General features: G+C 35.3%; 12 protein-coding genes. All 12 read left to right on the forward strand.

Translation table 11 applies throughout. The annotated features are described in order from the left end of the window. Positions 1 to 194: 194 nt before the first annotated feature. The 12 genes from tgt (at position 195) to FQU23_RS13585 (ending at position 23721) form a co-directional block, all read left to right on the forward strand. Complete coding sequence (gene tgt, locus FQU23_RS13530) at positions 195 to 1325, forward strand: tRNA guanosine(34) transglycosylase Tgt (protein WP_147674295.1); 1131 nt, start codon at positions 195 to 197, stop codon at positions 1323 to 1325. Between the two features lie 103 nt (positions 1326 to 1428). Then, positions 1429 to 2517 carry an LptF/LptG family permease gene (locus FQU23_RS13535; protein ID WP_147674296.1) on the forward strand — a complete coding sequence of 363 codons (1089 nt, stop codon included), beginning with the start codon at positions 1429 to 1431 and terminating at the stop codon, positions 2515 to 2517. Beyond that, positions 2504 to 3421: a DMT family transporter gene (locus FQU23_RS13540; RefSeq protein ID WP_147674297.1), complete on the forward strand. Its 918-nt coding sequence runs from the start codon at positions 2504 to 2506 to the stop codon at positions 3419 to 3421. The genes FQU23_RS13535 and FQU23_RS13540 overlap by 14 nt, the downstream gene beginning before the upstream one ends. Positions 3422 to 3681: 260 nt before the next feature. Next, positions 3682 to 4635, forward strand: a complete 954-nt coding sequence (locus FQU23_RS13545) for an acetyl-CoA carboxylase carboxyltransferase subunit alpha (protein WP_132111648.1) — start codon at positions 3682 to 3684, stop codon at positions 4633 to 4635. Positions 4636 to 4776: 141 nt separating this feature from the next. Further along, on the forward strand, positions 4777 to 6321 hold the full coding sequence (gene dnaB / locus FQU23_RS13550; RefSeq protein ID WP_132111650.1) for a replicative DNA helicase: 1545 nt from the start codon (positions 4777 to 4779) through the stop codon (positions 6319 to 6321). A gap of 168 nt (positions 6322 to 6489) precedes the next feature. Continuing rightward, positions 6490 to 7752 (forward strand): asparagine synthetase B, encoded by a 1263-nt coding sequence (locus FQU23_RS13555; RefSeq protein WP_147674298.1) that lies wholly within the window; start codon positions 6490 to 6492, stop codon positions 7750 to 7752. Positions 7753 to 8295: 543 nt separating this feature from the next. After that, positions 8296 to 9729, forward strand: a complete 1434-nt coding sequence (locus FQU23_RS13560; protein WP_147674299.1) for an alpha-L-fucosidase — start codon at positions 8296 to 8298, stop codon at positions 9727 to 9729. Positions 9730 to 10140: 411 nt separating this feature from the next. Then, the gene (locus tag FQU23_RS13565) at positions 10141 to 13482 is read left to right on the forward strand and encodes a glycoside hydrolase family 2 TIM barrel-domain containing protein (protein ID WP_147674300.1); all 3342 of its coding nucleotides are present in this window, start codon (positions 10141 to 10143) and stop codon (positions 13480 to 13482) included. An 861-nt stretch (positions 13483 to 14343) separates the two neighbouring features. Then, positions 14344 to 17628 carry a SusC/RagA family TonB-linked outer membrane protein gene (locus FQU23_RS13570; protein ID WP_147674301.1) on the forward strand — a complete coding sequence of 1095 codons (3285 nt, stop codon included), beginning with the start codon at positions 14344 to 14346 and terminating at the stop codon, positions 17626 to 17628. Between the two features lie 30 nt (positions 17629 to 17658). Then, positions 17659 to 19422 (forward strand): RagB/SusD family nutrient uptake outer membrane protein, encoded by a 1764-nt coding sequence (locus tag FQU23_RS13575; protein ID WP_147674302.1) that lies wholly within the window; start codon positions 17659 to 17661, stop codon positions 19420 to 19422. Positions 19423 to 20016: 594 nt separating this feature from the next. Further along, on the forward strand, positions 20017 to 22089 hold the full coding sequence (locus FQU23_RS13580; RefSeq protein ID WP_147674303.1) for an arylsulfatase: 2073 nt from the start codon (positions 20017 to 20019) through the stop codon (positions 22087 to 22089). 57 nt (positions 22090 to 22146) lie between these two features. Next, positions 22147 to 23721 carry a sulfatase gene (locus tag FQU23_RS13585; protein WP_147674304.1) on the forward strand — a complete coding sequence of 525 codons (1575 nt, stop codon included), beginning with the start codon at positions 22147 to 22149 and terminating at the stop codon, positions 23719 to 23721. Positions 23722 to 23757: the final 36 nt, after the last annotated feature.

The raw sequence follows: 23757 nt of genomic DNA on the forward strand, positions 1-23757 counted from the left end.
TACAATCCCATTTTTACAGGAAATCCTAAATCTTAATTAATTTTTGTAATTATCTAATTTTCAAATTGTCGAATTAACCTATCTTTGCGCTCCCGAATGGTCGGGAGAAAAAAGCATCTATGAAATGTGCTGTGCTGATCTTAATCTAAAAAAAGAGATTGCTAGCATATTACATCTGACTGAAAAAAGCATCTATGAAGTTTGATTTATTACAAAAAGACCCGCAGACGAAAGCCAGAGCGGGAAGCATTACTACTGATCACGGTGTTATAGAGACGCCTATTTTTATGCCCGTTGGGACCGTAGCCTCTGTAAAAGGGGTGCACCAACGAGAATTGAAAGAAGACATAAACCCAGATATTATCCTGGGAAACACCTACCATTTATATTTACGCCCACAAACGGAAATCCTAGAGAAAGCAGGTGGATTGCATAAATTTATGAACTGGGATCGTAACATATTGACTGATTCTGGTGGGTACCAAGTGTATTCACTTTCGGGAAATCGAAAAATTAAGGAAGAAGGAGTAAAGTTTAAGTCACATATTGACGGTTCGTACCACTTTTTTACGCCAGAGAATGTGATGGAAATTCAACGTACTATTGGTGCCGATATTATCATGGCATTTGATGAATGTACGCCTTATCCTTGTGACTACCGTTATGCACAGCGCTCTATGAAAATGACACACCGCTGGTTAGACCGTTGTGTGAGCCATTTGGAGAAAGTGCCAGTGAAATACGGTTATGACCAAGCATTTTTCCCTATTGTACAAGGAAGTTGTTACAAAGACTTGCGTCAACAATCGGCTGAATATATTGCGAATAGCAACCAAGTAGGAAACGCAATTGGCGGACTTTCAGTAGGGGAACCTGCCGAAGAAATGTATGCCATGACGGAGGTGGTTTGCGAAATTTTGCCAGAAGATAAACCTCGTTACCTAATGGGTGTGGGGACTCCGATAAATATTTTAGAAAACATAGCCTTAGGAATTGACATGTTTGACTGTGTGATGCCTACACGTAACGCTAGAAACGGAATGTTGTTTACGGCTAACGGTACGATTAACATTAAAAACAAAAAGTGGGCGGATGATTTTTCTCCTATTGACGAAATGGCAATCACTTATGTGGATACTGAGTACACAAAAGCCTACTTGCGTCACTTGTTTGCGGCTAATGAATACTTGGGGAAACAAATCGCTACCATTCATAATCTTGGGTTTTATATGTGGTTGGTTCGCGAGGCCAGAAAACATATCTTAGCCGGAGATTTTAGAACTTGGAAAGAAATGATGGTTCGTAATATGAGTCAGAGATTATAAAAAATGTTTAAAGTTTTTTAGTTTAAAGTTTAAAACTCCTAGCGTGATTTTGCAACTGTTCTAAACTTTAAACTTTTAAATCTTAAACCTTACACTTTTTTAAATGCTTTCAATAATTGATAAATACATTCTGAAAAGATACCTAGCCACTTTTGCGGCCATGTTGGGTATGTTTATTCCTATCGGGATTGTTATTGATGTATCAGAGAAGGTGAATAAGATGATTGAGAACAAGGTTCCATTGCTAGAAATTGCGATCTATTATTACCATTTCACGATTTACTTTGCTAATTCCCTTTTTCCAATATTCCTGTTTTTATCGATTATTTGGTTTACCTCAAAACTGGCCAATAATACCGAAATCATTGCAGTACTAAGCTCGGGGATTTCTTTTACCCGTTTTTTGAGACCGTATATTATTGGTGCTTCGCTGATCTCAGTGTTTGTTTTGATTATGGGATTCTATGTGGTTCCGGCATCGAGTGAAGGCTTTAATAATTTTAGATATACTTATCTAAAAGGAGGCGGAAAGGAAGCCATGCGAGGCGATAATACCGATGTGTACCGCCAGATAAACGACAATGAATTTCTCTATGTGAACAGTTTTAATAGCGCTTCTAAAGTGGCTTTTAACTTTGCCTTAGAAAAATTTGATAAAGAAAAATTAGTTTCTAAGGTTACTGCTAGTCGTATTAAATGGAATCCTGAGGATAGCACCTATACAATGTATGATTATAACAAAAGAACTGTTGGTGTTTTAAGCGATAAGATAGAAAAAATGCCAGAGAAAAAGACTAAGTTCAGTTTTGATCTCGAAGATTTAACGCCGGTAGTTTATATTGCCGAAACCTTAAGCTTGAAAAATCTGTATCAGTTTATTTATAAAGAAAAAAAGCGTGGTTCTTCTAATATCAATGTCTATATGGTGGTTTTGTATAAAAAGTATAGTGTGCCGGTTTCGGCATTTATATTGACCATAATTGCTGTTTCTGTTTCGTATAAAAAACGAAGGGGAGGAATGGGAATGAATCTAACCATTGGTATTGCGATTGCTTTTGGCTATGTGTTTTTTGATAAGATTTTTGGTACACTGGCCGAAAAATCTACTTTTTCACCACTTTTAGCAGTGTGGTTCCCCAATATTATTTTCGGAATATTAGCGATATTTTTACTACGCAATGCAAAACGATAAATTAAAAAGTTACATCAGCCTTCATCTAATCGTGTTTATTTGGGGTTTCACGGCAATTTTAGGAGCGCTAATTACAATCACTGCCGATGCTATTGTTTGGTATCGAATGCTTTTGGCTGCAGCCTTCCTATTTGTATTTATAATTTTCAAGAAAAAATCTTTTCGGGTTCCTTTAAATTCTTTTTTGAAATTAATTTTTGTAGGATTCCTGATTGCGATGCACTGGATTACCTTTTTTCATGCCATCCATATCTCTAATGTTTCTATAACTCTTTCTGTTTTCTCCTTAGGTGCCTTTTTTGCCTCTATTTTAGAACCGCTTTTTTATGGTCGAAAAGTATTGTGGTACGAAGTATTCTTTGGAGTCATCATAATCGCTGGTTTAGCGATGATTATGAAAGTGGAGGTGAATTACTTAAGTGGAATGCTTTATGCTTTGGTTTCGATAATATTAGGTGTACTGTTTACCCTTATGAACGGGAAATTAATTCAAAATCATGACGCTACCGTGATCTCCTTTTATGAGTTTCTCGCCGGTGTTTTTTTTATTTCTATTTATTTTTTATTCGAAAATAAATTCACTGCCGACTTCTTTGTATTGTCCTATAACAATTGGATGCTAATGATAATTTTAGCGTCAATTTGTACCGCTTACGCCTTCACAGCATCTGTAAAAGTGATGAAAAAACTAAGTCCGTACACGGTTATGCTTACAACCAACTTAGAGCCGGTTTATGGAATTATATTAGCTTATTTTATCATTGGTGGAAAAGAGAAAATGAGTTTCTCCTTTTATATTGGAGCCGTAATTATCCTTATTACGGTAATATTGAATGGTATTATCAAACACAAGGCGGGCAAAAAAGTTCAGCCTATTAGTGAGGTGAATTCTGATTTAATATAGTAAAATCGCTGTAAATCAGGCTTTTTTTAGTTGTTAATTCGCTAATTATGATCAAATTGAAGTTAGTGTATAAAAGTGTTATTTATTACTTTTCTTGATCTTGTCAAAACCGAAAGGAACGGGATGGCTAAGAAAGAAATTAATGATAAAATCACATTTAGATAACGGCTTTTAAGACTAAAGTAAAAAATAAACGATTGCAAACGATTTAAAATTTTATATTTGCAGTTCCAAATAAAAAACAAAAACGCACAAATCCTATGGAATATTTAGATTTTGAGCTTCCGATAAAAGAACTAGAAGATCAGTTAACAAAATGTATCGTTATTGGTAAAGAATCAGATGTTGATGTAACAAATACCTGTTCGCAAATCAATAAGAAACTTATCGAAACCAAAAAAACGATTTACAAAAATCTGACAGCATGGCAACGTGTACAATTGTCAAGACATCCTAGTAGACCGTACACTTTAGACCACGTAAGAGCACTTTGCGGTGATACTTTCCTAGAACTTCACGGTGACAGAGGGTTTAAAGATGATAAAGCAATGATTGGTGGTCTTGGAAAAATTGACGGTCAATCTTTTATGATTGTGGGTCAACAAAAAGGATACAACACTAAGACGCGTCAATACAGAAACTTTGGGATGGCAAATCCTGAAGGATATCGTAAAGCTTTGCGTTTGATGAAAATGGCAGAGAAATTTGGCATTCCAGTTCTTACACTGATTGATACTCCGGGTGCATATCCAGGACTTGAAGCTGAAGAACGTGGACAAGGTGAAGCAATCGCTAGAAATATATTTGAAATGGTTCGTCTTAAGGTGCCTATTATTACAATTATTGTGGGTGAAGGAGCTTCGGGTGGTGCATTAGGAATAGGAGTGGGAGATCGCGTTTATATGCTTGAAAACACTTGGTATTCGGTAATTTCTCCAGAGTCTTGCTCTTCTATCTTATGGAAAAGCTGGGAATACAAAGAAATTGCTGCTGAGGCATTAAAATTGACTTCTGCCGATATGAAAAAGCAAAAGTTAGTGGATGATATTATACCTGAACCATTAGGAGGTGCTCACTACGATAGAGAAACGACTTTTAATACGGTTGAGCAGTATATCATGAAGGCTTATAACGAGCTAAAAGACTTATCAACAAAAGATTTAATCGCTCAGAGAATGGACAAATACAGTAAAATGGGCGAATACAAGGAGTAATTCCTACAAACGTAAAAAAGTCCGTCTCGTCCATAAACGAGACGGTTTTTTTTTGGTTATAAACAAAAAACAGATACTTATAAACAAATCTTTGTAATAAGTCAACAGCAATATTTTTTAAATTTTGGTTACTTTCGCTATATGGAAAACTTCAGGAATATAAATCCCGTTAAGGTTGACAAGTCAACAATTATTAACCTTGAAAAAGGAAAGCTACCCCCACAGGCTTTAGACTTAGAAGAAGCGGTTCTTGGGGCGATGATGATTGACAAAAAAGGAGTAGATGATGTAATTGATATATTATCACCTGACGCTTTTTACAAAGACGGACACAAACATATTTTTGAAGCGATAGTGCAGTTATTTACTGAAACACAGCCTATTGATTTACTTACCGTATCAGCACAATTAAAGAAAAACGCCAAATTAGATTTAGCTGGTGGTGATTTTTATTTAATTCAGCTGACTCAAAAAATTTCCTCATCAGCACACATCGAGTTTCACTCGAGAATTATTCTTCAAAAATTTATTCAGCGAAGTTTGATTCGAATTTCATCTGAAATTATTGAGGATTCTTATGATGATTCTGCAGATGTATTTGACTTATTAGATAAGGCGGAATCTAAACTATATGAGGTTACCCAAGGGAATATTAAACGTAGTTCAGAAACAGCCCAAAGTTTAGTATTACAAGCTAAAAAGAGAATCGAAGAAATTGCTGGCCAAGAAGGATTAAGTGGTGTAGCTACAGGATTTGAAAAACTAGACAAGATTACCTCAGGATGGCAGCCAAGTGATTTAATTATTATCGCGGCAAGACCGGCGATGGGAAAGACTGCATTTGTATTGTCGATGGCTAGGAATATGGCGATTGATTTTGGAATGCCAGTAGCTTTATTTTCACTTGAGATGGCATCTGTACAATTAATTACGCGTTTGATTTCGTCTGAAACGGGATTGTCTTCAGAGAAATTACGTACCGGTAAGCTAGAAAAACACGAATGGGAACAGCTGAGTACTAAAGTTAAAAATTTAGAGAAAGCGCCTTTGTTTATTGATGATACGCCTTCACTTTCTATTTTCGATTTAAGAGCGAAAGCAAGACGTTTAGTTTCACAGCACGGAATTAGAATTATCATTGTGGATTATTTGCAATTAATGACTGCGGGAGGAAATGGTAAAGGTGGCGGAAATAGAGAGCAAGAAATCTCTACAATTTCCCGAAACTTAAAAGCCCTAGCAAAAGAGCTAAATGTTCCTGTAATCGCACTATCTCAACTATCGCGTGCGGTTGAAACTCGTGGATCTAGTAAAAGACCTTTGCTTTCTGACCTTCGTGAATCGGGAGCGATTGAGCAAGATGCTGATATTGTTTCCTTTTTATACCGTCCTGAATATTATAAAATTGACGAGTGGGATGATGATGAAGCTTCACCTACAGCAGGACAAGCCGAAATCATGATCGCGAAACACCGTAATGGTAGTATAGAAAACGTTCGTTTGAAGTTTATTGGACACCTTGGAAAATTCGACAATTTAGAAGATCATAGTGGTAATTATGATGATTTACCCTCTTCAATGAATCAAGACGATAATCCTTTTATAACTAAAAATTTACCTTCGGCACACGAAGCATTTGGGTCTAATCTCAATGACGACGATGACGACAGCGATATGCCTTTTTAATAATTTCCCCAAGCCTATTTTTAATAGGCTTTTTTTATAATTTAGATAAATTGCTTTTTTTTGAGTCGTTTCTTTCAAATGTTAATCTTGGATAGGAATTGATTTAAAAAGTTAGATTTGAGTAAATTAAATATTTCCTTTGCTATCTTTGATTGAAAATCTTATCTCATGATTCCTAAAAGAGTACTTTTTATTCTAGTTTTTCTGGTGTCGATTGCAGCAAAAGCATCTTTTATTTTGTTGCCAATGGATGAAAATACGCAAAAGAATCATTTGAAAGCTTATGGAATTACTTTTTGGTGTTTAGAGAAAAATTACAAAGCCAGTTGGTTACTCAATTATCGCGGCGGCTCTTTCCTCTTGCCAGACGCACCAGAAATACGTAAGGAATGTCAGATTCGCGGCGTTAGTTTCGAAGTGCTTTCTGATAGTGAAGAAGTTCAGATTTTAAATGAAATAGCTAGTCCATCGCAAAATATGGAGTCCGTCATTCTTGAAAAAGCACCTAGAATTGCGGTCTATACTCCAAAAGGGAAACAGCTTTGGGACGATGCGGTTACGCTTGTTTTGACTTATGCCGAAATTCCATTTACACCTATATATGATGAGGAAGTTTTAACCGATCAATTAGTACTTTATGACTGGTTGCATTTGCACCATGAAGATTTTACGGGACAATATGGTAAGTTTTTTGGCTCGTATCGAAATGTTCCTTGGTATATCGAGGACAAGAAAAGCGCAGAGGAATTAGCCGCTAAATTGGGCTTTACCAAAGTTTCTGAGGAGAAAGGGGCTGTCGCCAAAAAAATAAGAGATTTTGTTGTTGGCGGAGGCTTTATGTTTGCCATGTGTTCTGCTACTGACAGTTTTGATATTGCATTGGCGGCTGATGGAGTAGATATTTGCGAATCAATGTTTGATGGAGATCCAAGTGCTGCGAATTATCAATCCCAGATGAATTATGGAAATACTTTTGCTTTCAAAGATTTTACTCTCGAAAGAAGTCCTGAGAAATATGAGTTTTCAGATATCGATATGACGGAGAAACGCCGCATACCAATGGATAAGGATTATTTTACATTAATGGAGTTTTCGGCTAAATGGGATCCTATTCCCAGTATGCTTTGCCAGAATCATACCCAACTTGTAAAAGGCTTCATGGGACAAACTACTTCCTTTGATGCTGCACTAGTGAAGTCGAATATTTTAACGATGGGAAGCTGCGAACTCAATGGAGAAGCGCGGTATATTCATGGCCAAAAAGGAAAAGGAATGTTCACCTTCTACGGCGGTCATGATCCAGAAGATTTCCAGCATCAAGTAGGAGAAGCACCAACAGTTTTAGATTTACACCCAAACTCTCCTGGTTACCGTTTAATTTTAAATAACGTACTATTTCCTGCTGCTAAAAAGAAAAAACAAAAAACCTAATCTTTTAAGGGGCTAGCTGATAGGTTATTATTTTCTAATTCTATTTTTTTATAACGGCGAGTGTTAATTTTTTTAATGCTCTGTATTGCTGTACTTAGGATATTCCACTTCGATTTTCATATTGATTTAAATTTCTCCAAAAACTGGTAGGCACTGTTTTTTGATTCATGAAAACTTATGTAGATTTGATTTATTGATATTTTATTGATAATTATGTGTTTACCCTATATTTTCGAGTGAATATTTACTATATGTATAATTTGTTAGATAAAGAGAGAGGGTATTTCAATTATTAGGATTGATAATCCCAATCAAAAATACTAGTTAAAAGATTCAATTTTTCAATAGTTCTAAAGAATGCAGCTAGTACAAACATATTATAACAACACCTACAAATGAAAATATTTAAAATACAAGCATTAGTTTTAGCACCATCTTGTAGGTGATTTGTACCTCTATTTGTCCAGAATATAACGGAAACAGTTATCATAGTACAACCTACGCTTATGAATTAGTGAAATTTAAATTTATTTAAAAATAATTATGGATATACATACAAAATTTAGAAAGCTATTATTAAGTATTATTTTACTGTGTGTATGCTCAGTAAATGGACAAGTAAAATCCCTGCCGTTACCAAACAAACAACAATTGGCTTGGCAAAAGGCTGAGATTGGTGTAGTTTTTCATTACGATTTACATGTGTTTGGCACATCAAAATACAACCAAGGGACGAACAGGATTACTCCAGTTGAGGATTATAATATTTTCAATCCACAACAATTAGATGTTGAGCAATGGGTGATTTCGGCAAAAGCTGCGGGCGCAAAATTTGCGATCCTAACTGTAACTCATGAAACAGGTTTCGCTTTATTTCAATCGGATGTGAATCCGTATTCAATGAAGAGTCTAAAATGGAAAGACGGGAAAGGCGATCTTTTTAAGGATTTTACAGATGCCTGTCGCAAACATGATATTAAACCAGGTGTTTATTTAGGTATCCGTTGGAATTCATTTTTTGGAGTGCATGATTTTGTAGTAGACGGAGACCCAAATGGATCAATGCAGAAAAAAAGACAGGCTTATTACAATAAAATGGTAGAAGGAATGGTAAAAGAAATTTGTACTAATTATGGTCCTTTATTCGAAATATGGTTTGATGGTGGCGCTAGTACTCCAGAAAAAGGTGCGCCAGATGTTTTACCAATAGTAAAAAAATACCAACCGGATTGTTTGTTTTATCACAACGACCAGCTTGCCGAAGCACGTTGGGGCGGTTCTGAAAGCGGAACGGTAAACTATCCATGCTGGTCTACTTTTCCATACAATTTTACAGGTTCAGGAGAAAGTGCTATTCCTGGAATTTCAAAAAATGGATTTAAATTACTTAAAGAGGGCGATGTAAACGGCGAATATTGGGTGCCAGCTATGGCAGATGCTCCGTTGCGTGGTTTTAATGGAAGACATGAATGGTTTTGGGAACCTGGAGATGAAAACAGTATTTATCCTTTGAAAGAGCTAATGGATATTTATTATAAATCTGTTGGGCGAAATGCAACTTTAATTATGGGATTGACACCAGATAATACGGGGCTTTTGCCAAAAGAAGATGTGCAACGTCTAAAGGAATGGGGTGCTGAAATTAAAAAGAGATTCGATTCCCCTCTGGCCGTGACAAAGGGAAAAGGAAAAATTATTGAATTAAAACTGAAGAAGGAAACAGCGGTAAATCAATTTGTAATACAAGAAAATATTGCTTTAGGACATCGTGTAAGAGCTTTCAGTTTACAAGCATATGTGAATGGGAAATGGCAAACGATCAATAAGGGAACTGCTATAGGGAATAAATATATATATCTTTCTGACACACCGATTCGTACAAATAAATTAAGATTGCGGGTTGATGAATCAGTAACGGAGCCAGATATTGTAAATTTTTCGGTATCTAATGTGCAGGATGTAAGTCTCGATTTGTAAAGGAGACCAGTCTTAGATAGGGTTGCGCAAGAGGTAAAATAAAACTGCATGAAAATGAAATAACTGATTATTTTGTTTTTGCAATAGCAATTAGAAAAGTCAGTTTTCTTAAGTGAAATGTAATTTTTAAGGAAAAACACGAATAAACTGGTAGGTACTGGTGTAATTCGTTCGAAATTCAGTATATATTTGGAATTCTTTATTTTTCTAAAAATCAGTAGGAATGAAAGAAACGGATGTCTTTTTCCATGGGTAAAGTTTTTTTAAACAGTATTATTATAACTAAGAGTTATATAAAAGCGCATAGAAGGATGCAATAAGAATAAGAGGTTGTTTGAGTAGTTATGCTTTGACACCTTAAAGAATAGCATAACAAACAAAAATGAATACTTAATATTTAACCTTTTTAATATGAAAATTAATAGCCTTTTAGTTATTAGCTCTTTATTTTTTTTCGGTGTTAATTCCTACGGTCAGAAAGCTGACATCTGGCATTATATTGAAAATGAAAATGTGATCAGTGAGAACAAAGAACCTGGTCGCGCCACATTTACATCCTTTACTTCTGCTGCCGATGCAGCAACTGGAAATGCAAAGTACAAGCAAGTCCTAGACGGATTGTGGAAATTTAAATATGTTGACTCCCCAAAAGATCGTCCTACCACTTTTATGAATCCTTCAGAGAATCTAAGCGGTTGGGATAATATAAAAGTACCTTCAAACTGGGAAGTAGAAGGCTATGGTATTCCTATATATGTAAATCATCAATATGAATTTGCCGATTATAAAGCGCCTATCGCAAAAGATATGGAGCTGGATGGAGTTTATCCAAAATACCCAGGAAAAGTTCCTCATGAAAATAACCCAGTAGGTTCGTACCGTAGGGATTTTGACATCGCCAATGATTGGGATGGAAAAGAAATTTTTCTACATATCGGTGCAATGAAATCAGGAGGTTTTGTATGGTTAAATGGAGAGTACGTAGGATATTCTCAAGGGAGTAAATTGCCTAGTGAATTTGATATTACAAAACACGCTAAGGCTGGAAAAAATACTATTGCTATCCAAATCTTTAGATGGACAGACGGTAGTTATTTAGAGTGTCAAGATTTTTGGAGAATTAGCGGAATTGAGCGTAGCGTTTATGTATATGCTCAGCCAAAAGTAAGAATCAAAGATTTTGAAGTAGTTTCAACCTTAGATAAAGCCTATGAAACTGGTGTTTTTAGTTTAGATGTCGAGCTTAAAAACCATTTATCAAAAAAGCAAAAATTAAAAGTTGCTTACAGTATCCTTGATGGAAATACAGTATTGCAAAAAGGAGTTGAGGCAATTTCTATTGAGAAAGACGCCGCTGATAAATTGTCTTTTTCTACTGAAATAAAAAATGTAAAAGCGTGGAGTGCAGAGCATCCTAATTTATATACTTTAAATATTGATGTTTTAGATTCTAAAGGAAAAGCGATTGAATCGACTACTCGTCAAATTGGTTTTAGAAGTGTCGAAATTAAAAATGGATTATTATTGGTAAACGGACAACGCATTACTTTAAAAGGAGTAAATGCGCAAGAAACAGATCCAGAAACAGGTCACGTTATGTCAGAAGAGATGATCATGAAAGACATTCGTTTATGGAAAGAAAATAATATAAACGCTGTTCGTTTAAGTCATTATCCTCGCGGAAGTAGATTTTATGAATTGTGTGATGAGCATGGTATTTATGTCGTTGATGAAGCTAATATCGAATCTCATGGTATGTATTATGGAGACCATTCATTGGCTAAAAAGCCAAGTTGGGAAAATGCGCACGTGGACAGAATGACGCGTATGGTTGCCCGTGATAAAAATCATCCTTCGGTAATTATCTGGTCTATGGGGAACGAAGCTGGAAACGGTGTGAATTTTTATGCAGGTTACAAAGCGATCAAAGCCTTAGATAAATCTAAAAGACCTGTTCAATATGAACGTCCTTATAAAGATTATGACGGAAGCAATTATGATATGGATTGGAATACGGATATAATTGTTCCGCAATATCCATCACCAGCTGCATTTGAAGAAATAGGAAAATCTAAAACAGACAGACCATTTATTCCAAGTGAATATGCGCATGCAATGGGGAATAGTACAGGGAATTTCCAAGATTATTGGGATATTATTGAGCAGTATGATAACTTACAAGGTGGATTTATTTGGGACTGGGTAGATCAATCTATTTGGAAAACAAATGAAAAAGGAGAACGTTACTATGCTTACGGAGGAGATTATGGTAAAAACATGCCTTCGGATAATTCGTTCTTGAACAATGGAATTGTTTTTCCAGACAGATCGCCACAACCGGCACTTTTTGAAGTAAAAAAAGCACATGAGTTTATAAATTTCAAGCAAAAAGGAATCAACGGTCATAATGAATTAAGAATTTTAGTAGAAAACTTATATGATTTTACAAATCTGAATCAATTTGATTTAATAGCTACAATTAAAGCAGACGGAAAAGTATTAAAAACTGTTCCAGCTGAAACTTTAGATGTAGAAGTTCACACAGGAAAATTAATCCGTGTTGATTTAAAAGGGATTGATTATAAAAAGAATACGGAGTATTTTGTTGAGGTTTCAGCAGTTACTAAAAAAGACTGGGGAATTTTACCAAAAGGATTTGAAGTAGCTCATGAGCAAATAAAAATTGACAGATTGCATGTTGAAGAACAAGCAGCTGTAGCGCAAGGAGCTTCATTAAAAGTAAAAAATACTGATAAAGGTGTTGTTGTTTACAATGATGTTGTTAGCTTAGAATTTAATAAAAAAGAAGGTCGTATAACCTCTTATGTATTCAAAGGAAACGAATTGCTGAAAGACGGAAAAGGGCCTAAGCCTAATTTCTGGAGAGCGGTGACTGATAATGATTCTGGAAGCAGAATGTACGCAAACAATATTGAATGGAAGAAAGCTTCATTATTTTCTGAGGTGGAAAGCATGTCAACTAAAAAATTAGCAGACAACTTGATCGAATTGAATGTAACTTATGAGTTGCCAGGTGTAAACACTAAGTTTCACAGTACCTATCAAATTGATGGAAACGGAATTGTAAAAGTGGAGAATCTTCTTGATAAAACCGCTTATAAAGCTGATTTGCCAAGACTAGGAATGCGTATGCAATTGCCGCAACAGTATAGTAAGATGACTTATTTTGGTCGTGGTCCATGGGAAAACTATTCTGACAGATACCATTCTGCTTTCTTAGATTTATATGAGTCTAGTGTAAGTGATCAATACGTTCCTTACATCCGTCCGCAAGAAAACGGTTATAAAACAAATGTGAGATGGGTAGCTTTAGCTGATGAAAAAGACAACGGTCTTTTAGTTGTTGCCGATAATGTAAAGAAAGGTTTAGGGATCAGTGCCTTGCATATGACCATGGAAGACTTTGATACGGCTGATGGTTTAGATTATGGAAATAAAGCTAAAATTGAAACTAAATATAGAATTGACGGAGTTCCTGTAATTAACGCGAGCAAGCACACGATCGATATCAAAGAACGTGATTTAGTGGAGCTAAATATCGATCTTGGACAAAGAGGTGTAGCTGGAGACGATAGTTGGGGATCTACGCCACAGGATAAATACAAGATTAAGGGAGATGTGGCACAAGGCTATTCTTTCTACTTGATTCCTTTCGAAAAAGGAACTAAAGAATCTATGTTAAAATTATCAAAAGAGTATGCTAATTCAAAAGTAAAAACAGCTACTAAATAGCAGCAGGATTTTATAAATAGAATTCACTATAACCTTGTATTATAGGTGTTTATGAATTTAAAATTAAAGAAAGAGTAATGGGGTGTAAAAGCCCGATTACTCTTTTTCTTGTTAAAAATACAACTGGTAGGTACTGATTGGTATTTGCTTTTAGTTTTTTTAAGAAATATAAATGGTTTAGTTTTCGATTGATATATACATAGGTTTTTTCCTAATTTCAAATATGAGTGCGTTTTAAATATAGAATGTTTTTAACATAATATTATACTTAATGACAACTTAACTCATTTGGACGACTAAAATTAATCGACAAACGGAGTTAAGTGGATTTTGTTTTTCGGCTTTTAGTACACAAATACATGTAGGAATTTCAACTTGTTTTCGTAAGGTTTATTTTTTAAATAGTAAATGAAATAGCATTCAGAATTGACTTTTTTGACTAGCCGTTTAGAAACTGGTGGGTAGTGGTCTTTTTCGTAAATAATCTATTCTATTTTTGACAGTAGCTTTTATTTTCATTAAATAACTAATTCAGCCAAATAAATGAAAACTATTTTATTTCGAACGGCACTTTATTTATAAATCGTTTTACTAAATCGATTGAGTTCAAAAAAAGTAAAATAAACCTGACAATAGCTAAAAGAGCTACGCTTTCGATTAACGCAATAGAGTACCTAAACATAATACCAATATAATTAATAACCAAACCACTAAAAATGACGAAAGGAAAAACTATTTAGCAAGCAAATGCAAGAAAAACGGAGAGGAGATTGTAAATCTCACTAACTCTTAAAAAAGTTGTTATTGCCAAGGTGTAATAGCTCAATTTTATTTAGTCACGAACTAACAAAAAACTAAAGTATGATTAAAAATTATAACACTAAATCGATTTTTAAAATTAAAAAAATCGTATTTGTTCAGCTTGTTCTGGGAACCTTTATGGTTAGTACAGCATACGCTGAGAATAGTAATGAAGGAGCACTTTTAGAAGCATCTACTTCTTCTACGATTGAAAACACAAGTAAATTAAGCATTAATAGTAGCATTGAGGTATCTAAAATTGCAAACCTAGATGGTGTTGCTTTTGAAAAAATAACAGGTCAAGTAGTTGATGAGCAGGGAATTTCTCTTCCTGGAGTTAACGTATTTAAGAAAGGGAGTAAAACAGGAGTTTCTACTGATTTAGACGGTAATTTTACGATTAACGCTGACAAAGGAGAAGTTTTGGTTTTTTCTTATCTTGGATTCCTAAACCAAGAAATACAAATTAAAGATAAGAAGGTTTTAAAAGTTGTATTGAAGTCTGAGGCTCAACAAATGAGCGAAGTAGTAATTGTAGGTTATGGGTCTCAGAAAAAGACGAACTTAACCGGATCAGTTACTCAAATTGATGCTAAAGTTTTAAAAGATAGGCCAATCACAAGATTATCTCAAGGATTACAAGGAGCCGTGGGTGGTTTGAACATTACTAGTAATGGTGGAGGACCTAACGCTACCCAGTCAATAAATATTCGTGGGTTTACAGGATTAGGTTCTGCTGGGTCGCCATTAATTGTTATTGATGGAATTCAAGGAGGTGATATCAACTCCATTAATGCTAATGATGTTGAAAGTGTTTCCGTTATAAAAGATGCTGCAGCCTCAGCTGTTTATGGATCAAGTGCGCCTTATGGAGTGATCCTGATTAAAACGAAGCAAGGAAAAAAAGGGCAAGCTGTTTCTATAACGTACAACAACAACTTCACCTTTGATACTCCAATCGGACTTCCAACAATGTTGAATTCGTTAAAATTCGCAGAAATATATAATCAATCTCTTGCAAATGGAGGGGGAAACCCTTTTTTCAACCAGGATGCAATTGATAGAATGACAGCGTATCAAAATGGAACTCTTGCAACAGAAACAGTAGCGAACTCCACAGGTGATTCTTATAAAGCATGGGGCGGTGCAAATGCCAATAATGATTGGTATAAAATTTATTTCAAAGATGTATCATTGAGTCAGCAACACAATATTGGCGTAAGTGGAGCATCTGAGAATTCAAATTACTATGTAGGTTTAGGTTATAATAAAAAAGAAGGAATGTATCGCTATGGTGAAGATAACTACAAACGTTATAATCTTCGTACAAACCTTTCAAGTAATCTTACAGATTGGCTTACTTTCAATTTTAGAGGTGCTTTTTCTCAAGATGTGTATGATACACCAAACACTTATGGAGGTAAAACGGGTGGGAATTATATGCACCAAATAGGTAGAAAGCATCCAAATTTAGCGTTGTATAATCCTGACGGAGCAATTTCTGACGAGAGTGATATTTTGTTGATGAAAGAAGGTGGAAGAAATATAGTAACAAACGACAAGCCGATATTTACAGGTGAGTTTGTAACTAAATTTACTAAAAACTGGAGTGGAACTGTTAATTATACTTTTGATGGTGTATTTAACAATGAAACGAATCATACTAAGATTCTTTATACGGCATTACCAAGCGGTACATTAGCTGAAGTAGGAGGAACTGCTCCAAATAGATTTTCAAGATACTTTTCTAAATACCAAAAAAATATCATCAATGCATTTACTAATTATGATTTAGATCTTAAAAAGCATCAGTTTAAATTTTTAGGAGGTTATGTTCAGGAATTAACCACATTTTCTTCTTTGTTTGGTGCTAATAATAATTTGTATTCTGATAAGATTCCATCTATCTCAACTTCATATGGAACCACTCCTTCTGTATCTGACAATGCCTATAAATTAGCCATTCAAGGATATTTTGGAAGAATAAATTACTCTTATGATGATAAATACTTGCTTGAGATTACGGGGCGTTATGATGGTAGTTCTCGTTTCTTAAAAGATGTAAGATGGAAAGCATATCCCGGAGTTTCTGTAGGTTGGAACGTAAACAAAGAAAATTTCTGGAAAGATGGAATTGCTGATGTCGTTAACACACTTAAATTTAGAGCTTCTTATGGTTCATTGGGTGCTCAAGATCCTAATCTTTTAGGGAATTATCCTTTTTACCCAAGTTTAGGAACGGTTTCTCCTACATCAAGTAACTGGTTTTTTGGTGCAAATAGAGAACCTTACGTAAACACTCCAGGATTAGTAGATCCTACGTTAACATGGGTTACAGCTACTACAAGAAACTTTGGTATTGATGCTTCATTTTTGAACAGAAGATTGACAGCGATTTTTGACATGTACACTAGAAAAATGGATGACTACATAGGTCCTGCTCAACAATTACCTGGTGTTTTAGGAATTAATGCACCTCAAACAAACAGTACTGCTTTGGAAACAAAAGGATTTGAACTGACATTAGCTTGGAATGACCAAATAGGGGATTTTAAATATGGTGTACGAGGAGTTTTAAGTGACTATAAAGGACGTGTTACTAAATATCCTAACCCTAATAAGTTATTGAACACTTGGTATGAAGGACAAGAGATGGGTGAGATATGGGGATTTGTAACGGATCGTTATTTTACTGAAACAGATGATTTAGCAAACGTAAAACAATTCAACTTGTCTAATTGGTCTGCTGGAGATATCAAGTATGTTGATTTAAATGGTGATGGAAATATTGACTGGGGCAATTCCACTGTAGATAATCCTGGTGACAGAAAAGTAATAGGGAATTCTACACCTAGATACAGTTATAGTTTATTTATGGATGGTAGCTGGAAAGGATTTGATTATAGCATCTTTATTCAAGGTGTGGGTAAAAGAGATTATTATACTACTAGTAATATGTATTTCGGTATTGTTGGAAGTGAATGGCAAAGCTCTTTGTTCACAGAACATCTTGACAGATGGTCACCTGAGAATCCTAATGGATTTTTCCCAAAATCATATATTGGTGGAGGTAATAACTGGAAGAATACAGAGGCTCAAACTAAATATTTGATAAACGCTGCTTACTTGCGCATCAAGAATGTACAAGTTGGGTATACCCTTCCTAATACTATTTCGAATCAAGTAAAAGTTCAAAAGCTACGTTTTTACATCAGTGTTGATAACTTAGGAACATTCACTAAGATGAATGATCACTCTGTTTTAGATCCTGAGAACACATTCTCTGATGCTAAAAATTATCCTTTGCAGAGAAGTTTTTCTCTAGGTGCTAATATCACTTTGTAAAGACAATAATAATTCTAAAATTATAATAATATGAAATTTATAAAATATTTCAGTGTAGGACTAGTTTGTCTTTTGGCACTTAATTCCTGTGAAAGTGACTTCTTGGAGCGTTCTCCAGAGGTGAATATTAGTGATGGTGAATTTTGGAAATCTAAAAATGACCTAAAATTATACACCAATAATTTTTACAATAACTTCCTTCCTTCTTACCAAGGATATTTCACTCAAGGAATTTACGGCCTAGATTCAGATGAAGGAACAGATAACATGGTTCATCTTAATTTTAACGGAAATATTCTTAACGGGGAGCGCATTGTGCCTTCTTCTGGTGGTGGATGGAGTATAACTGAGTGGGGAAGAATTAGAAACGTAAACTACTTTCTACAAAATTATACTAAGAGTACGGAGAACTTCGAAGTAATTAAAGAACATGTAGGAGAAGCTCATTATTTTAGAGCGCTATTGTATTTTGATTTATTGAAAAAATTCGGGGATTTACCTTGGATTGATAAAGCTTTAACTCCTAGTGACGCTGATTTATTGAAAGCTCCAAGAGTATCAAGAGCAATAATTGCTGATAATATATTAGCAGATCTTGATAAAGCAACTCTTTACTTACCTACCAAAGCTGCTTCATCAAGCAACCGCGTTTATAGGGAAGTTGCTATGGCATTACAAGCTAGAATTGCTTTGTATGAAGGTACTTGGGAAAAGTACCATGCAGGCACTCCTTTTGGGGTAGCTGGTTCTAATGGAGATAAATACCTAACGAAAGCTGCGACAGTGTCTAAAGCGATCATTGATTCAGGAATTTTTGACTTAGATAATAAAGCTACAGGAAGCAATAGAGGATATTGGTCACTTTTTAATCAGTCGAACTACTCAAATAGTAGAGAAGTGATTTTTTGGAGAAGATATGATGTAGCTTCTAATTTTACTAATCGTTGGGCTGAATATGGAGCTCGTGGTAATGGTAAGGGATTTACAAAAAGTTTAGTTGACGATTATTTATGTATTGATGGTAAGCCCATCAGTTCTAGTTCACTTTATCAAGGGGATGAAACTTTAATTGATATTGTTACAAATAGAGATCCAAGGTTAAAACAGTCGATTCATGTAAATGATGGAGCGCATCCAATCACTAATAATCGTCCTTCAGGTTTAGCCGATCTTTTATTTACAAATCCAATAGTAGATCAAGCTACAGAAGACAACTGTTCTACAGGTTTTCAAAGATTTAAAGGAACGGAACCTAACTATGCAAAGCAATTAAATGGTATGGGGGATGCGGGACTTATTTTCTTTAGATATGCTGAAGTACTATTGAATTATGCTGAAGCAAAAGCTGAACTAGGAACAATTACTCAAGGTGATCTTGATATCTCAATTAATCAATTGAGAGCTAGAGTTCAAATGCCAAATTTACTAATGGGACTAATAGTTAGTGACCCAAACTGGGCTTTCCCTACTTTATCACCAGTAATTAATGAGGTAAGAAGAGAAAGACGTATTGAATTAGCTGTTGAAGGTTTCCGTCATGATGACATATGGAGATGGGCTGCTGCAGATGAGTTGATCATTGGTAAAAAACCATTAGGTGCTAAAAAAGCACAATGGGCAAATGTACCAGGAATTAACCTTTACAACACAAATGCTGAAGGTTATGTTGAGCCCTACAAAAATGTTGGTGCAATGGTAACTGGATATAAATTTAAAGCAGATAGAGATTACTTATTGCCTATCCCTTTAAATCAAATTACATTAGCTGGATACAAACAAAATCCAAACTGGTAGTATAAAAATTATCATTGAAAGAATTTGCCCAGGGATATATTAAATATTCCTGGGCATTTTTTTTGGTTTTATTTTCGGAATAGAATCAGGTTGTAACTGTAAGTATAATGAGTACCGCTAAATTTTTTAACAATGTAAGAATAGTAACTTTTATTGATGCTTCTAGACCTTGGTAGCTATTGCTGATGAAACAAAATTGAAGTACAATCTTGCAAACTTCTTAAAATTTGAAATTCTCTATAAATTGCACTAATTTTTATACATAACAATAAAAAAACTGGTAGGTACTGGTGTTTATTTTTAAAAAACTGTTATATTTTTGGAATTCAGTTTTTTTTAATTTCATTTGATCCCCAATATATTTTTTAATTTCTAAAGTAGGCGTTTTGAGGTAATTGGAATTAATAAGAATGAAACAATAGAATTAAAGAAATCGCAATACAATATAATAATAGAGGGCAATTTTACAATGGTTGAGTTAGTTTGAAAAGTGGGGGGAATATTTATTTTCTCCCTTTTTCTTTTGTAAAAGAGTCATTTATTTTAATAACTATATAAAGAATAGAAAAATAATTTTAAAAGATAAATCTAGAGATGAAAAGAATATTTTCGATGCTATTAATAGGCTGTTTCGCCTTAAAAAGTTTTGGACAACAAAAGCCAAATATTATCTACATTTTAGTAGATGATATGGGATATGGCGATGTAGGTGTGTTTTTTCAAAATGAAAGAATGAAAAGTGCTGATCGTTCAAAACCGTACCAAATCACTCCATACTTAGACCAGATGGCAGCATCGGGAGCTATTTTTACCCAACAATATTGTAATGCACCAGTTTGTGCGCCTTCCAGAGGTTCGCTGTTAACAGGGACAAACCAAGGAAACGCGCATGTTAGAAACAACCAGTTCGATAAAGCACTTGAGGATAATCATACAGTGGGAACCGTTCTTCAACAAGCGGGTTATCAAACCATGGCAATAGGTAAATGGGGATTACAGGGAGAAGAAAAAGCGGCGCCTTACTGGCCGTCACATCCCTTAAAAAGAGGTTTCGATTCTTATTATGGATACATCCGTCACATGGATGGTCACGAACATTATCCTTATGAAGGAATATATCGCGGTAAAAAAGAAGTTTATGATAATTATGTCGATGTAGCTGATGGACTTGAAAAATGTTATACTACAGATTTGTGGACGGCTGTCGCTAAAAAACAAATTGTAGATCACACCAAAGGAAAAGAGGCTGACAAGCCGTTTTTTATGTATCTCGCTTATGATGCACCACATGCAGTACTAGAATTACCTACTCAAGATTATCCAAAAGGCTTAGGTTTAAACGGGGGAGTACAATACACAGGAAAGAAAGGACACATGATCAACACCGCTACAGGTGTTCCAGATAGCTTCGTGTATTCTGAATATGCTAACGCGACTTACGATCACGATAATAATCCAAGTACAAAAGAAGTTTCATGGCCTGATACTTACAAGCGTTACGCTACGGCTAACCGTCGTATCGATGATGGAGTGGGTGATATTCTTCAATTATTAAAAGATTTAAAAATTGACGAAAATACCTTAGTCGTGTTTTCATCTGATAACGGCGCGGCTGTGGAGTCTTACCTACCAGCTAAGTACGTTGGTTTTGAGCCTACCTTCTTTTCAAGTAATGCTACTTTTGAAGGGATTAAAAGAGATGTTTTAGAAGGCGGTGTTCGTATGCCAGTTTTAGCTACTTGGCCTAAACATATTGAAGCAGGAAAAGTGATTGCTACACCATCAATGTTATCTGACTGGATGGCTACTTTTGCAGATATGGCTGGAATTCCGGCGCCCGCAAGAACTGATGGAGTTTCATTGTTACCTTCAATGACTTCGAAAGGAAAACAAAAAGAAAGCCTAGTTTATATAGAATATGAAGGGGAAGGTAGAACACCTAATTTTAAAGAATTTGATCCTTCACACAGAGGTCAGAAACGCGGACAAATGCAAATAATTAGAATGGGTGATTACAAAGGAGCTCGCTATGATATTAAATCGGCAGCCGACGACTTCGAAATCTACGACATTGTAAAAGATCCGAGAGAGTTAAAAAATCTTGCTTCAAAATCGGGTTTCGAAAAAATGCAACAGCAAATGAAGGCTGCTGTTTTACAGCTAAGACGTGCTGATACTGAAGCGCCTCGTCCTTATGATACCGCATTAATTCCGGCGGCAGAAGTATCGGCGAAAGTTGCATCTGGAGTTGTTCAACAATTCTTTGAAGGAGATTTTCCTTGGGTAGTGGCTACAGATGGATTGAAAGCTAAAAAACAAAAAATTAGCAAATCAATAAGCGACGCCAAATCAACAAAGAAAAAAGGAATGTTTCTGTATACTGGTTTTGTGAAAGTTCCCACAGACGGGAAATACAGTTTTTCGATGAAAACATCTAGCAAAGCTTTTGTGCGTTTTCACCAAGCTAATTTATTTGATGCCGACTTTGGATACCAAGCTGGCGCAGAATTGACTGCGGAAGTTTTCTTAAAAGCGGGATATCATCCAGTTTCGGTGTATTTACTGAAAAATTCAAAAGCAAATGAAACGATTGACATCAAGTGGAAGTCGGCTTCGCAAGCTAATTGGAAAAATTTAGAAGCAAGTGACTTATTCCATTCGAAATAATATACTTAGTAATACGAATTACGTATTTTGTTGAGAACCAACTAATTTAAAAGAAAAATGAATTTTACACTCAAAATTTTACGCAAAAAAGAGCAGCTTTACCTCGGTTTACTGACTTCGTTATTATTTTCTGTCAGTGTATTTGCTCAATCATCAAAAAGCAAAGAAAATACAAGACCCAATATTGTCGTTTTTCTTGTGGATGACATGGGTTGGCAGGATACTTCTGTGCCATTTTGGACAAAAACCACTGAATTCAATAAAAGGTATCATACGCCTAATATGGAGCGATTAGCCAAAGAAGGGATGAAATTTACCAATGCTTATGCTACGCCAGTTTGCACTCCTTCACGCTCCAGTTTATTAACGGGAATGAATGTTACAAAACACGGAATTACTAACTGGACTTCGCCATACAAAGACAATAATTCAGAGAGTAAAGACCAACAAATGGAGCCGATGTCTTGGAATATGAATGGTTTGAGTTCTGTGCCAAGTATTTCGAACACAGCTTATGCGACGCCATTTCCGCAATTACTGAAAGATGCAGGATATTTTACAGCGCATGTAGGTAAAGCGCATTGGGGCTCTATGGGTACTCCGGGTGCTAATCCTTACAATTTAGGATTTATGGTAAATATTTCTGGTCATTCAGCAGGCCATCCACAGAGTTATTTGGCTACCGATAATTACGGAAATATTCCGGGGAAAGCCAGTGTTCAAGCGGTTCCTGATTTACAAGAATATTATGGTTCAGACACTTTTTTGACCGAAGCATTAACATTGGAAGCTATAAAATCATTAGAGTTTCCAATTGAAAACAAGCAGCCTTTCTTTCTACATATGGCTCACTATGCGGTTCATGATCCTATAATGGGCGACAAGCGTTTTGAGCAAAAATACCTAGACGCTGGAGTAGATCCAATTGAAGCTAAATATGCTTCGTTACTTGAAGGAATGGATAAAAGTTTAGGTGATATAATGGATTACCTGAAGAAAAAAGCAGTAGACAAGAATACGATTGTCATTTTCATGAGTGATAATGGTGGTTTAAGTCTTGTCCCTCCTCGTGGCGGTATTGAGAACACACATAATTTACCTTTAAAAGCAGGAAAAGGATCTGTGTATGAAGGTGGTATTCGTGAACCTATGATTGTAAAATGGCCAGGTGTAGTAAAGCCGGAAACAGTAGCAAATCAATATGTTATTATTGAAGACTTTTTCCCTACAATATTGCAAATGGCGCAGCTTAAAAAGTATAAAACGATACAAGAAGTTGACGGACAATCGTTTCTTCCTATTTTGAAAAACCCAAACTTCGTAGACAATAGCAGGTCATTAATTTGGCATTCACCGCACAATTGGAGAGGAGTAGACGGGCCTGGAATTAACTTCTATAGTGCGATCCGTAAAGGTGATTGGAAAATGGTTTACAGCATGAGAACCGGTAAGAAGGAATTGTACAATTTGAACGATGATATAGGTGAGAATAATAATCTTTCTGCTGTGAATCCTGATAAGGTAAAAGAACTTGCTTCGATTCTTTCTAATGAATTAAGAAAAAATAAAGCGCCAATGCCGAATTTCAAAAGCACCGGAAAACAAGTTCCTATGCCTGATGAAACGCCATAGATAAAAATAATAAAATTATGGAGAGCCCTTTTTTTT

This window comes from Flavobacterium sp. XN-5 (assembly GCF_008033395.2).
Lineage (GTDB): Bacteria > Bacteroidota > Bacteroidia > Flavobacteriales > Flavobacteriaceae > Flavobacterium > Flavobacterium hiemivividum.